The 14,449-nt window shown below is 42.0% G+C and carries 10 protein-coding genes; 7 read left to right on the top strand and 3 right to left on the bottom strand.

The annotated features are described in order from the left end of the window. Nucleotides 1–735 precede the first annotated feature (735 nt). A complete protein-coding gene (locus I3249_RS07075) occupies nt 736–1,215 on the top strand; it encodes a BLUF domain-containing protein (protein ID WP_238069280.1) in 480 nt (159 codons plus the stop codon). An 81-nt stretch (nt 1,216–1,296) separates the two neighbouring features. Here I3249_RS07075 and I3249_RS07080 read toward each other — a convergent pair whose 3' ends face one another. Together I3249_RS07080 and parC are read right to left on the bottom strand one after the other, a co-directional pair. Then, nucleotides 1,297–2,415 carry an SEC-C metal-binding domain-containing protein gene (locus I3249_RS07080; protein WP_238069281.1) on the bottom strand — a complete coding sequence of 373 codons (1,119 nt, stop codon included), beginning with the start codon at nt 2,413–2,415 and terminating at the stop codon, nt 1,297–1,299. Between the two features lie 80 nt (nt 2,416–2,495). Beyond that, nucleotides 2,496–4,802 carry a DNA topoisomerase IV subunit A gene (parC, locus tag I3249_RS07085; RefSeq protein WP_238069282.1) on the bottom strand — a complete coding sequence of 769 codons (2,307 nt, stop codon included), beginning with the start codon at nt 4,800–4,802 and terminating at the stop codon, nt 2,496–2,498. A 457-nt stretch (nt 4,803–5,259) separates the two neighbouring features. On the opposite strand from parC, the gene I3249_RS07090 reads away from it, so the two are divergent. The 6 genes from I3249_RS07090 (at nt 5,260) to I3249_RS07115 (ending at nt 13,873) form a co-directional block, all read left to right on the top strand. Beyond that, on the top strand, nt 5,260–7,053 hold the full coding sequence (locus I3249_RS07090; protein ID WP_238069284.1) for a von Willebrand factor type A domain-containing protein: 1,794 nt from the start codon (nt 5,260–5,262) through the stop codon (nt 7,051–7,053). A gap of 353 nt (nt 7,054–7,406) precedes the next feature. Then, nucleotides 7,407–9,134: an AMP-binding protein gene (locus I3249_RS07095; protein ID WP_160023498.1), complete on the top strand. Its 1,728-nt coding sequence runs from the start codon at nt 7,407–7,409 to the stop codon at nt 9,132–9,134. A 528-nt stretch (nt 9,135–9,662) separates the two neighbouring features. Next, complete coding sequence (locus I3249_RS07100; protein WP_160023500.1) at nt 9,663–11,462, top strand: AMP-binding protein; 1,800 nt, start codon at nt 9,663–9,665, stop codon at nt 11,460–11,462. Between the two features lie 181 nt (nt 11,463–11,643). Next, nucleotides 11,644–12,360 carry a ribonuclease PH gene (gene rph, locus I3249_RS07105; RefSeq protein ID WP_057761673.1) on the top strand — a complete coding sequence of 239 codons (717 nt, stop codon included), beginning with the start codon at nt 11,644–11,646 and terminating at the stop codon, nt 12,358–12,360. Nucleotides 12,361–12,478: 118 nt separating this feature from the next. Beyond that, nucleotides 12,479–12,970, top strand: a complete 492-nt coding sequence (locus I3249_RS07110; RefSeq protein WP_101206065.1) for a hypothetical protein — start codon at nt 12,479–12,481, stop codon at nt 12,968–12,970. 264 nt (nt 12,971–13,234) lie between these two features. After that, the gene (locus I3249_RS07115; RefSeq protein ID WP_238069286.1) at nt 13,235–13,873 is read left to right on the top strand and encodes a hypothetical protein; all 639 of its coding nucleotides are present in this window, start codon (nt 13,235–13,237) and stop codon (nt 13,871–13,873) included. 108 nt (nt 13,874–13,981) lie between these two features. Here I3249_RS07115 and hemJ read toward each other — a convergent pair whose 3' ends face one another. Beyond that, the gene (hemJ, locus tag I3249_RS07120; RefSeq protein ID WP_057762639.1) at nt 13,982–14,416 is read right to left on the bottom strand and encodes a protoporphyrinogen oxidase HemJ; all 435 of its coding nucleotides are present in this window, start codon (nt 14,414–14,416) and stop codon (nt 13,982–13,984) included. Between the last annotated feature and the right edge of the window lie 33 nt (nt 14,417–14,449).

Here is a 14,449-nt window from a genome sequence, read left to right on the forward strand (position 1 = left end):
CTATGATCTTAGAATGAAGCTGTTTGCTGGTATCATTAATTCCGAGCTTAAATTATGACTTTTGCAAGAGGTCTAATCTAATTAATTTTAAATGAGTGGCATTTAGTTTTTAAGCATTTGCCTCTTAAAGTAATTAGTAGTTACTTGTCCTATCTAGAATAGAAAAGCCGTCCATACGTTTGTATAGGCGGCTTTTTGTTGAAAGTAAGTTAGCAGTATCGGTACAGGATGTTTTCTTAGCAACTGGATAAAATATTGGCGGATGTTCATAAGTGACTAGTCATACCTGACTCTTGCAGGACTTAACTAATAAAAACGCCTTGGTGATACCTGTTTTTGTCATATTATTTTAAGGTATGGATGATAAGAAGCTGATCAATTCCCAAGAGTTTTATTGATTATACTTTATGATAAAGTGTATATTAATTTATATACCTATTATATAAATGGATTTTCTTATGTATATAACGACCAACCAAGCACCTGACGGAAAGTGCCGAAGATGAGGAGTATGCCTTAAAAAGTTTCTCAGCAGGGTTTGATTTCAATCCTTACCTAATGAAAAGTACTCAGATTGAAAATTTTCTAACAGCGATATTTGAAGGTGCTGAATCCGATAGGTTTTAGATGAGTAGCCTTTACATATCATAAGAGTCATCTATTTTAATTGGCGTAAAAAAGCCGTCTATAAAGTATCTTTTGATTTAGATAATTTTTTTATAAATAAGGTTTCTTATGCATATCACTACCAACCAACCTTTAGAAAATAGAAAAAGACATGGTGAGCATATTACTCTCAGCCTAACGTATATTGGCAGAAATAGTGACAGTAATAATGGCATAGGGTTGGCTCGTCTGCTTGAGCAATGGCGAAGGAAAAATGAAAAAAGTGGTGTAACCTCAGCGCTTGTCGTGAATGACAATTACTTTATTCAAAATATTGAAGGTCCAAGACCTCTTATCAATGAAATACTAGTAAAATTAATCAGTGAGTACTCTTACCTAGTACCCCACATCAGTGAGATTGAGGAAATAGAAGAACGTAGGTGGGATGGGTTTTTAATAAAATATTTAACATCAAGTGCAGAAGATGAAGCATATACCCTAAAAAGCTTCTCGGCAGGTGCTGACTTTAATCCGTATCTAATGAAAAGCACTCAGATTACAAGCTTCCTGAAAACTATCTTTGCGGATAGCGAATCTAATAAGTCTTAGATGATTTCTCTATTCTGATTGGCGTAAAAAAGCTGACTATACGTGTGTATAGGCGGCTTTTTTATTCAGTAAAAGGTGTTATTAAAAATTTATTTTCCTAATATTACCAATCTCCCACCCCGAAAAATTGACACCATCATCAACTAGTAAGTTATCGTTATTAGGTTCGAACGGTCTTACCCCTGACATGATAAGGCCATTTATTTTATCTTTTTGTTCGTCCGATAAACTGTCCCACCATACAGGTGAAATAAATGTATTTTCAGCAACTCCAAAAAAGAACCTTATTAGCGCACTAAAAATTTTGTTATCTTCTAAAGCTAGTAGTGAGCTGATAAAACTTAACACTTTGGCAGAGTCTTTTGACCAACTGAAAATTACATACCCTTTACCGTCACTAGAAAACGAATTAAACACTAAGTGATCAGCAACAATATTTAAGTCACCTAAATCTTGGATTAAATTTCCATCAAAGTCATTCATAGGGGCAACAACTGAAGAAACAGCGACAGGCATAGGTGCTGTTGAATCAATAATAAGATGGCTTAAATTGCCAACTGATTTTCCTAAGAGCTGATCATCAAGTTCAGATTTAAGCTCCGATAATTCTGAGAGAGCAGTATTGATCCCTTTCTGTTGATCTGCAACAAAATTTTGAATAGATAGTTGACCTAATAAATGCTTACCCTTATCACCATTTTTAGCAAACTCGGAGTTGTTAAGTCCACCTTCTTTAGCATAAAGCTCCTTCGCTACTGAGCGATACATTAGGGCTAAGCACTGCTCGTCATCTCCAACAAACTCTCTATCTTCAATACAAGAAAAAAGAGACTTGTCATGTTTTGAACAGAACCCTTTAAAGGTAGAAGCTTGATTAATTCCTATTTTTTCTGGAACTAGCTTTCCTTTATTTTTTATAATATTCGCTAAGTTTATTTTTAATCCTAAAACATGACCGCTTTCATCTGCAATTTCTTTTAGGCTGCTACTTTTTGAGACGGTATGAGCATTGATAATTTTTTTACTGCACTCATGCTTTAAATCAGAAGAGACATAACAACACTTTCGAGAAGCGTTATTTTGACTATGAGTAATAGCTTCGCCTTTATTCACAGGAGAATCATTCTCACGTCCAAGATGACAATGTTTGAATTTCTTTCCTGAACCGCACCAACACTTCTCATTACGTCCTATTTTCATAAATCACTACCCTTTTTAAGCTTGCTGATAAGTCTAGCGCAGGCTGATTGTTCAGCTTAACTTTCTAAATCCCAAAAGCGTTACCCAATCTCAACACTCGTCACATTCTGAAAGCCTCTTGGCAACTGCCCACCACGATTACCGCGAACACCCGTATAGTTAGCCAAATCATTTGGCTTGAGTGTCACATGGCGTTTGCCAGCAGTAATGACAAGGCTGTCTTGCTGACTAAGTGGTGTGATAGCAAGTACCTCTTCGCCATCTTTCAGTTTAATAAGTTTGTTCCCTTTACCGCGAGCTTGTTCAGGCAAATCATCAAGAGCAAATATCAGTAGATATCCTGCATTGGTCGCAACGGCAACATGATCAGGTGTCACACGCACATTGCTATTTTCACCTTCTGTATTAGCAGCCGTCTCTACTGGTACGTCGATACGTGCAACAGGGAGCAAGCGACTATCAGTTGCTAGGTTAATGACGTTTTTACCAGCTTTTTGGTTGCTATCGAGATTACCAATGGTATTGATAAAACCATAACCTGCCGAGCTGGCAAGGATAATGCGTTGATCGTTATCACCCGTTAGTAGCTGCTCAAAGCTAGCGCCTGCTGGCGGCTTTAATACGCTAGTCAATGGATCGCCTTGACCACGTGCAGATGCTAAATTATGCGCATCGATACTATAGCTGCGTCCCGTACTGTCGAGTACGTAAATCCTTTCGTTTGATTTGCCGCGCACGTGCGCTTGATAGCTGTCACCTGAGCGGTAACTCATACCAGCAGCATCGACATCATGGCCCTTGGCGGCACGAATCCAACCTGCCTTTGATAAGATGGCAGTGACCGGCTCACTCGGTACGAGATCTGACTCTTTCAGTGCTTGTGCTTCTTCGCGTTCTGCCAATGGTGATACACGCTCATTGCCATGTTCTTTCATATCGGCAGTAAGCTCATCGATCATCAGATTGGTTAGACTGTCTGGATTGTCTAAGTATTCTTGAATGATGGCACGTTCGGCAGCAAGTTCATCTTGCTCGCGGCGCAGCTCAATCTCTTCTAATTTTGCCAACTGACGCAAACGAATATCCAAGATAGCATTGGCTTGAATGTCAGTCAGGTCATAATCCTGCATCAAGGTCGCTTTTGGATCATCCTCTTCACGAATGATGCGAATCACTTCATCAATATTCAGATAAGCAATCAGTAAGCCCGCCAAGATATGTAAGCGTTTATCGATTTTATCTAGGCGATATTGCAAGCGTCGCGTGACCACCGAGCGGCGACAGATTAACCATTCTTCCAAGACTTCCTTTAAGTTTTTCACCTGCGGCTTACCATTTAAGCCAATCATATTCATATTGACGCGGTAATTGCTTTCTAGGTCAGTACTGGCAAACAGGTGACTCATGACACGATCGACATCGACTCGCGTTGAGCGCAACTCAAGGACGATACGGCAGGCATTTTCGTGATCTGATTCATCATGAATATCCGTCACCCAAGGCAGCTTTTTATCGGTCATAAGCTTAGCTATTTGCTCTTGGATTTTGTTGCCTGAAACTTGGTAAGGAAGCGCATCAATGATGACGAGGTTTTTTTCTTTAGGGTCAACATGAAAGGTGGCACGCATCTTATAACTGCCACGTCCAGTTTCGTACATCGCTTGCAAATCTTTTTTGCTAGTGATGATTTCCGCTGGTGTCGGTAGGTCAGGTGCAGGTATCGATTGGGTAAGCTGCTTAACCGATAGCTCTGGGTTTTTAAGCAATCGAATAGCCGCACGTACCACTTCATTAAGATTATGCGGTGGAATATCTGTTGCCATACCAACCGCGATACCTGTCGTACCGTTTAATAAAATATTAGGCAGGCGGGCAGGTAGGGTCGTTGGTTCTTGCATCGTGCCATCGAAGTTATCTTGCCAATCGACCGTGCCTTGTCCGAGTTCTGCGAGCAAAGTATTGGCATAAGCTGACATTTTAGCTTCGGTATAACGCATCGCCGCAAAGGATTTCGGATCATCTGGGCTACCCCAGTTACCTTGACCAGTGATAAGCGGATAGCGATAACTAAACGGCTGAGCCATCAGTACCATTGCCTCGTAACAAGCGATATCACCATGCGGATGGTATTTACCCAATACGTCACCGACCGTACGGGCGGATTTCTTGGCCTTAGCAGATGACTTTAGCCCAAGTTCGCTCATGGCATAGACGATGCGACGTTGGACAGGTTTTAGACCGTCAGCGATATTTGGCAGCGCCCGATCCATGATGACGTACATGGCATAGTTGAGATAGGCTTGTTCAGTGAACTCTGCGACTGAACGAGTGTCCATCGGCTCATTGGGAATAATTGGGGCGATCGTATGATCAATAACATCAGACATAAAATAGGATTCACTTATCAGTTTTAATAGGTATAGATAATTGGTTCAAGCATACAAATAGGATAGTGCTATCGTAAAGGATATTGCACCAATTAAAAAGACGTATATCAGAATATACGACATCTCGTGACGTGCTTAAAACAAGCGCTTATAAGGGTCTTTTATAGTGTGGTGATTCATAGCTTTTATAGATCAAGTTAAGTATAGTAAATCTAATATTTGTTTTTTATATGGTTAATAGATGTCTTAAGGTTGAATCCTTTTTATTTAAGATATTTTGTCTATCATCAATCCAAAAACAGTAGGTTCAAAATAGTTCTAATGCAAAACTAATAACTGAAAGTATGACAGTTAATAGACTAAATAAGACGGCTGCTTTGCCTATTTAGATAGCATTAACCATATATTGACACGGACAAGTCGCTACTGAATTATCTTACAATAAGGAATTTCTGTTATGTCATGTGACCCTTTATCTCAAGTTTCTGCCTCTACAATGCTAAAAAACGAAAGTAAGCACCTAGGGAAAAACTCTACTAGAAATGTACTATTGATTACTGCTATAACCAGTCTAGGATTGACAGCCTGTAGCCCTTCACAAATGAGCAAAACGCTACCAGCCGAGACAAGCAGCACAGTCAATCAAGATGCAGCAGTGGTGTCAGAGTCTATCATGGCGTCACCCAGTGTTAAGCCCTCAGTCATCAGCCAACAGATGATGATACGTTCTGCGGCGCAGACAGGTATCGTACGCCCATTACCGAGCATCATAGTCACGCCAGAGGCAAAAGACAACTATCAGAAAAACGCAGCCAATCCTGTACATCGAACTACGGATATGGCGGTATCAACCTTGTCTATCGATACCGATACGGGCAGCTACGCCAATGTGCGCCGCTATTTAAACGAGGGTCAACTACCACCTGTTGATGCCGTACGGGTAGAGGAATTGATTAATTATTTTAATTATCAATTTGATGATGGCAAACGCTTAGGTAGTGCCCCATTTGTTGTATCAAATGAGGTAGTGGACTCGCCTTGGGATAGAGCAGATCAGGATAACAAAATCGTCAAAGTCGGTATCAAAGCCGTTGATAGTAGCTGGTCGCAAAAAACGGATAAGCAATCTATGCCACCTGCCAATCTCGTATTTTTAGTAGATGTCTCAGGCTCTATGTCGTCACGCGATAAGCTGCCATTGGTTCAGTCGTCGCTTAAGCTGTTGACGGAGCAAATGCGCGCCCAAGACAGCATCAGTATTGTGACCTATTCAGGTAGTACTAGTGTGGCGTTGCCTGCGACCAGTGGTGACCAAAAAGCAAAAATATTGGCTGCTATCGAGGAGTTGAATGCCTCAGGCTCAACCAATGGAGAAGACGCTCTGAAATTGGCCTACAGGCAAGCTGAACAAGGACTAAAAAAGAACGGTATCAATCGAATCATGATGTTAACGGATGGCGATTTTAACGTTGGTATTAGTGATGTCGATGAGATGCTGGATTTGGTCAAAGCCAATCGCGATCGCGGTATCTCTTTGTCTACCGTTGGCTTCGGTCGTGGTAATCTGAATGATCACATGATGGAACAGATGGCGGACAACGGCAATGGAAATTACAGCTATATTGACAGCTTAACTGAAGCAAAAAAAGTCTTTGGGGATGAGTTAGCTGCGACATTTAACACCGTCGCTAAAGACGTAAAAGTCCAAGTTGAGTTTAATCCTGATATGGTGAGTGAGTGGCGCTTGATTGGTTATGAAAATCGCGTACTGGCTGAAGAAGACTTCAATAATGACAAAGTTGATGCAGGTGAGCTTGGGGCAGGTAAGGCAGTTATCGCTTTGTTTGAGGTAACTCCAAAAGGACAAAAAGGGTTATATAGCGATCGCCGTTATGCTGACAGCAATGCTAGTACTAGTTCGAATAATAAAAAGAACTATAATGAGCTTGGCTATCTAAAAATTCGTTATAAAGAACCGACAGGTGGTAGCTCCAAACTGATTAGCCAACCGATTAATAAAGCTAGCCACGCTTTAAACAAAGCCAGTATCGATACTCAGTTTGCGATGGCAGTAGCAGGATTCGGTCAACGCTTGACTCAAAGCGATTATATTAATGACTGGCAGTACAATGATAGCACTAAGCTTGCCAAAAGTAGTATCGCAGATAGACCAAGTAGCGATACTGATGGTACTCGTCGCAACTTTGTGACGTTAACTGAGCTGGCGAGTGCGCTAAAAAATAGCCAATAGTGAACAGATATCGTGTCGGGATGGTCATTATGAAGCAGAAGTTAAGGGTCATATTTTCTAATAGCTTGACTGATATTTTTAATCTAATATGTTGATATTTATAGGGATATTGAGCGTCAAGCCTATTTGAGAACTGGTGTAGCAATCTTTTGTATTGAGTACTATGTATAAAGTGTGTATGTTAATGAACAAAGGGTTATTTACCGCTATATTGTTCGCTCAGCACTATACAAATATATCGCAGCCTTGCTTTTTATCATAACGATAGGCAAGACTCTGACGTTTTGTATATTTATCACACTGTGATTGGCGTGGGTTGACGGTAATGTATTATTACTAGGAGAGAAAAGATTATGGAAAATCAAGGAAACTTAACCCGTCGTGACGATAAAGTTTGGCTAAAAACCTATGAAAAGCTTGGCATGACTTATGATATCGATATGCCAGCTGATAACACTTCGCTTATTGATATCTTTGAGCAAAGTTTTGCTAAATATGGCAGTAAGACCGCTTATGTCTGTATGGGCGCTAGTATTACTTTTAAAGAAGTTGATGAGCAAAGCAAGCAAGTCGCTGTTTATTTGCAGTCGCTTGGCTTGACCAAAGGCGATAAAGTCGCAGTCATGATGCCAAACATTTTGCAACTGCCAGTATCTGTCATTGGTGTCTTGCGTGCAGGTTTGACCCTGGTCAACGTCAACCCTTTATACACCACCAAAGAGCTTGAGCATCAACTTACAGATTCTGATGCCAAAGCACTAATCATGGTCGAAAACTTCGCTAAAACTTATCAAGATATCGGCCGTGATGTGGTTGATAATGTCGTCATCACTGGTATGGGCGACATGATGGGTACGCTCAAAGGCTTTATGGTCAATACTGTCGTACGCCATGTCAAAAAGATGGTACCTGATTATAGTATCGCTAAAAGCATCAGCTTTAAGAACATGCTGAAAAAAAGTCCTGCGCGTAAATACAAGCGTCCTAATGACATTATGCTCAATGATGTTGCTGTCCTACAATACACAGGTGGTACAACAGGCGTGGCTAAAGGCGCGATGCTCACGCACAAAAACCTCATTGCCAACTTAGTACAGAGCAACACCTTCTTAGGTAGTGCTTTTGATGAGTTCGATGCCAAAGGCGAGCAGGCTGTTATTCTGACCGCCCTGCCGCTATACCATATTTTCTCGTTTACCGTTTGCGGTATGTTTGGGATCTATCGTGGCTGCGTCTGCTTACTAGTGCCAAACCCTCGCGACCTTGATAGCTTAATGAAAGCATATAAAGGCAATCCACCCGCCTTCTTCCCAGCGGTCAACACCTTGTTCAATGCACTGGCTAACAACGAAGAGTTTAAAGCCATGGATCATAGCAAGTTGCAGATGTCGATGGGCGGCGGTATGGCAGTTGTGAGCGCTACCGCTGAGAAATGGCGCGAAATCACGGGCAACATTATCCTACAAGGTTATGGCTTGTCTGAGACGTCACCCGTGGCTACTGCCAATCCGCTGAGCAGCACAGAGTTTAGTGGCACCATCGGCGTTCCCATGCCAGGTACTGAAATTGCTATCATCGATGAAGAAGGCAATGAAGTCGAGATCGGCGCGCGCGGTGAGATTGGGGTTCGTGGTCCACAGGTGATGAAAGGTTACTGGCAGCGCGAAGATGCGACCAATGAAGTGATGACGCCAGATGGTTATTTTTTAACTGGTGATATCGGTATTATGGACGAAGACGGCTATGTCACTATTGTTGATCGCAAAAAGAACATGATCTTGGTTTCAGGCTTTAATGTCTATCCAAACGAAGTCGAAGAAGTCATGTCTGGTCATCCAAAAATCTTGGAGTGCGGCGTTATCGGTATCGAAGATGAAAAGAGCGGCGAGATACCAAAGATTTTTGTTGTCCGTAACGATACAAGCTTGACCAAGCAAGAAGTATTGGATTATGCGGTAGAGAATCTCACAGGCTATAAACGTCCGCGCCATGTTGAGTTTATCGATGAGTTGCCAAAATCAAACGTCGGCAAAATCTTACATAAAGACTTACGCGTACTCGAAGAAAAAAACCACGGTTAATTTGCTGATACACGCACCTAGATAGTTGTTTGATAGATGTGTGTATTAACCAAAGACACATGTGAAAGTGTCGCTCGATTAGATACTGTAGTAACTAAAGTAGTAACCAAAAATGATAAGGCTGCAACCATGCTGTCTTATCATTTTTTTGTCTTTATCGCTTTTTTTTGTCTTTATCGCTTTTGACATTTGCGGATGACAGCCACTATTAATAGAGAATATCTATTAAAACTGCTATAGTGCCCATCGACGTATTTTTGTTTTTGTCCAAAAAATCGTACTGGTTTTGCTCAAAACAACAGGCGAAATCATGGTGGTAAATATCGTTTTCGACTTGGTCGTGCTGAGTGGTAGTATTATTTATCATAGACCCAGTAACACACTTTAATTTGCAAAGCTTATGAATGACAAACCCGATCATACTTATCTATTTCTTATTCATAAGCTTCTGCTGTCAGCGACAATCATAAAAAATGGTGTTTCCATTAGCATATTCAATGTTTTTAACAGTAACATTTAGGGAAAATTATGACGGATAATATTAATAAAAAAACGACAGATAATAGCGCTGCAACTGACGATAAAGCCAATACTACTAACGACGTTTATCAAAGCAACGCGTTTCCTACTATGCCGACCATCGACAGTGATAGTCCGTGGCTGAGCGCTTATGAGCGCTATAGCATCGATGCTACTATCGAGATGCCAGAAGACAATACCTCTTTACTGGATGTGTTCGAGCGTAATTTTAGCCGTTATGGCCAAAAACCTGCCTATATCTGCATGGGCTCATCGATTACTTTTAAGCAATTAGATCTATATAGCCGACAGATTGCTAGCTATTTGCAGTCAATAGGACTGGTCGCAGGCGATAAAGTTGGGGTAATGATGCCCAACGTCTTGCAGTATCCAGTGGTCGCTTTGGGTATCATTCGCGCAGGGATGGTGTTGGTCAATGTAAATCCTCTATACACCAGCCGTGAGCTATCACATCAGCTGCATGATAGTGGTGCGAAAGCGCTATTTATCGTTGAAAACTTTGCCAAAACGTATCAAGATGCCGAAGATAAAGGTCAGGTAGAGCACGTAGTGGTGTGTACCATTGGTGATATGCTAGGTACGATTAAAGGAGCTGTGGTCAACCTCGTGGCTCGTCATGTTAAAAAGATGATTCCTGCTTATAGCATACCGAATAGTGTGAGCTTCAAGCATGCCTTAAATGCTGAATCAGCCAGTAAGTACCAGCGCCCTGAGTTGAACTTAAGCGATGTGGCCCTACTGCAATATACCGGTGGTACGACAGGAGTAGCGAAAGGGGCGATGCTGTCTCACGGCAATCTAGTCGCCAACATGCTACAGGTCAGCGCGCTAATGAACAGTGCATTTGATGATGATATAGATGGTAGAGATGTGATTTTGACTGCACTGCCGCTATATCACGTATTCTCATTTATGGTCTGCGGTATGTGTAGTATGTACCAAGGTTATGCCTCGCTACTCATTCCGAATCCGCGCGATCTTGATGGGCTTATCAAAGAGATGGCCAAGTACAAGCCAGCGTTTATTCCTGCTGTGAATACCTTGTTTAATGGCTTAGTACACAAAGATAACTTTGCTGATTTGGATTTTTCTAATCTAAAAGCGTCTATCGGCGGCGGTATGTCAGTATTACCTAGCGTAGCCAAAGAGTGGCATAAAATCACTGGCCTGCCTATCGTTGAAGGTTACGGCCTATCTGAGACCTCACCCGTGGTGGCTTTCAATCCGATGACCATTGCGGAATTTACTGGAAAAATCGGTATTCCTGCGCCTAGTACGGATATTGTGCTCATTGATGATGACGAAAATATAGTAGCCATGGGCGATCGAGGTGAAATCTGTGTAAAAGGTCCACAGGTCATGATTGGTTATCAGAATCGTCCGAAAGAAACTGCTGAATCCTTTACGGCTAGCGGTTACTTAAAAACTGGCGATATTGGAATCATGGACGAAAAAGGCTTTATCAAAATTGTTGATCGCAAAAAAGACATGATTTTGGTATCTGGTTTCAACGTCTATCCAAACGAAATCGAAGAGGCAATGAGTGAGCATCCAGCAGTCGTAGAATGCGGTGCTATTGGTGTACCAAACGATGATCGCGGCGAAGAGCCAAAACTGTTTGTGGTCAAAAAAGGCGACGTGACTGAAAAAGAGCTACTAGAATATGGCAAAAAACAACTGACTGGCTATAAGCGCCCACGTCATATACAGTTCGTTGACGAATTACCAAAGTCGAACGTTGGCAAAATCCTACGTAAGGAATTGCGTAAGATGGAAGGGTTAGAATAGTTTATATCTGACATTCTATTGATAACGGTGGCGTAATGGCAGGTGTGAATCTTGCTATTGCGCCGTTGTCACGTTAGGATATCTTAAGATTTTAGTCGACTACATACCCATCAATGTGTTTGCTAACGACTGATAGGTATTTTTATGACACTGCTTTTATAACATTGTACTAGGAATTTTTATGCGTATTGACAATCGTGAGCTTGACCAACTTCGCTCGATCAGCTTTGAGCGCCATTATACGAAGCATGCTGAAGGGTCAGTATTGGTAAGTTTTGGCGATACCAAAGTACTATGTACTGCCAGTGTAGAATCTGGTGTGCCGCGCTGGCTCAAGGGTAAAGGCAAAGGTTGGATCACAGCCGAGTATGGTATGTTGCCACGTGCGACCAACACTCGTAATCAGCGTGAAGCGGCTCGAGGTAAACAGTCAGGTCGTACGCAAGAGATTCAGCGTTTGATCGGTCGTAGCTTGCGTGCCATGATTGATCTGAGTAAACTTGGTGAAAACACCATCTATCTTGATTGCGATGTGTTGCAAGCGGATGGTGGTACTCGTACGGCTAGTATCACTGGTGCTGCAATTGCGCTTATCGATGCGCTAGAGAGTATCCAAAAGGCCAAGAAACTCAAAGCAGATCCGCTAATCGGACTGGTTGCTGCGGTTTCTGTTGGTATGAAAGATGGCGAAGCGTATCTTGATCTGAACTACGAAGAAGACTCTAGCTGCGATACCGACTTGAACGTTGTGATGACCCAAAAAGGCGAGTACATTGAGCTGCAAGGTACTGCTGAAGAAAAGCCATTCACTCGTGCTCAAGCAGATGCTATGCTGTCATTAGCTGAAAAAGGCATCGCTGAATTGATTAAAATGCAACAGACGGCGCTTGGTTGGTAGACTAGCGCTTAGTTACAACACACTGTCTTTGTTTTTGGTCTCAATAACTGCCTGTTAGCTGCTAATAGGCAGTTTTTTAATAGAAAATATTCGTACATTACGTAATAGGTAACAACACATGCTAAAGCTGACTGATGATGGCGCCAAAATCACCTTACAAGGGCAATCAAATGCTGCTGATAATGGCATGTTTTGGTTTGGTTCTGCATTATTGGTCGGGGCCGTCGCAGTCGCCATGGCGATGAGCCTATTGCCTGAGCGTCTAGCCATCGGTGCGCTTGCCCTGCTTATCATTGGTAGCTTCATTTTTAATAAAAAGCGCCAACAGCATAAAAAAGCCATGAGCGGTATGATTAGCAGTGGCACATTGTGGGTAAGGGCTGGCGAGCTGGTCCATGACAATCTAGGTAAGCGTGAGCATATTCATTTAACGGATGGTGATAAGATAACGCTGATTGGCGAGCAATTACAGATTGTCGATAGCAGTGACGTTCGCAAATATCATATTACTGGTTTCGAGAGTGCTCAAGAAGCAAAAGCTGCGAAAGCTATCTTAGAAGGGCAAGCGCTAACGAAACGTCATGTAAATATTAAAATGAAGAGTAATTAGTATCTTTTCTTAATTTCATACTTTACCAAAGCGTAGTTATTGTCTTCGTGTTATCCAAACCTCTAACTCAAATATCACTTTAAATCTCACTCGACGCGCGTCTTCCCAATATTGTCATCTATCAGTATATTTATACCGTCTATCATCTGTCGCAGGCGAATAGTGCTTGCAGATTTGTGCGCAAATGGTTTATAAGTAGGATTATAAAATTTATCCTTCTTATTATTGATACTGTCATTGAGATCTATTGACAAGGAGTTAGTCATGCTGCGTTTGTCTATACCGTCAGTCACCACGTCGTGCGGTTTTTTACTATTTACCTGCGGCATGGTAGGACAAGCTCATGCAGATAGTATGAGTATGCTTATCGCCCAAAAATCTATTCAACCAACGACGAATACGTCCTATCGTTATCCTGAGGTACAGCGTTCAGCACCTACGGTTTTACCGGCGTTTTTGTCAGGCAACTATGACAATGTCGATAGCGAGTATCTACCGCTATTAAGCAATGCCGAGACGCAGAGTAGTATGGCAGCACGTGAGGTGGTCAGTACCGCACGCAAAATGGCACTTAACGAGCGCACGATTATTCAAGGTGGCTGCTGGGACTATTTAAATGCTGTATTTAATCGGGCAGGGGTATTGCGTAATACCATACACAAAGGCACTTATGCGCAAGGGCCCTATGCTAGTAGCAGCGAGATTGAAGCAGGCGACTGGCTCTATTATATTAACCATGGCTACAATGGCGTCGAGCATAGCGGCCTGTTTGTCGGTTGGGTCGATGAGCATGCCAAGCAAGCATTGATACTGAGCTATGCTGGCGAAAATCGCCGTGAACCAGCTCGTTATCGCGTTTACGATTTAAGTAATGTTTATCAAATTATGCGCCCTAGTGTTTAGTGTTCGATATCTCCAGTTTGACAACATGTTCTATAATTGAATAAAAAAGCGTCCGCAACTCATTGAAGTTACGGACGCTTTTTTGCAGGTTAGATGGTTTTTCTGAACCTAAAACGGTTTTACCACGACTAGAATCACGATAATAACTAAGGCGAAGACAGGCACTTCATTAAACCAGCGCCAGAATTTATGCGTTTTATAATGTGGATTATCGATCAGCTTTTTACGATAAAAGCCGCAAGCGCCATGATAGCCTGATAGCAGCACGACTAAGAGCAATTTAACATGTAGCCAACCTTGGGTTTTGTACACATCCCAGCCCAGTCCCAACATCCATAGACCAAAGATCCATGTCGCTATCATCGATGGGGTCATGATGCCACGATATAGCTTGCGCTCCATAATGGCAAAGCGCTCATGACTGATGCTATCGTCGCTCATCGCATGATAAACAAACAGGCGCGGCAAATAAAATATCGCCGCAAACCAGCAGACCATCGAGATAATGTGTGCCGCTTTAATCCAGTTAAAATAATCTGCCATCATAGTTTCTCTTGCTTAGCTTGTATTTTTTAG

The organism is Psychrobacter sp. Ps1, assembly GCF_022129425.1.
In the GTDB taxonomy this organism is placed as follows: Bacteria; Pseudomonadota; Gammaproteobacteria; order Pseudomonadales; family Moraxellaceae; genus Psychrobacter.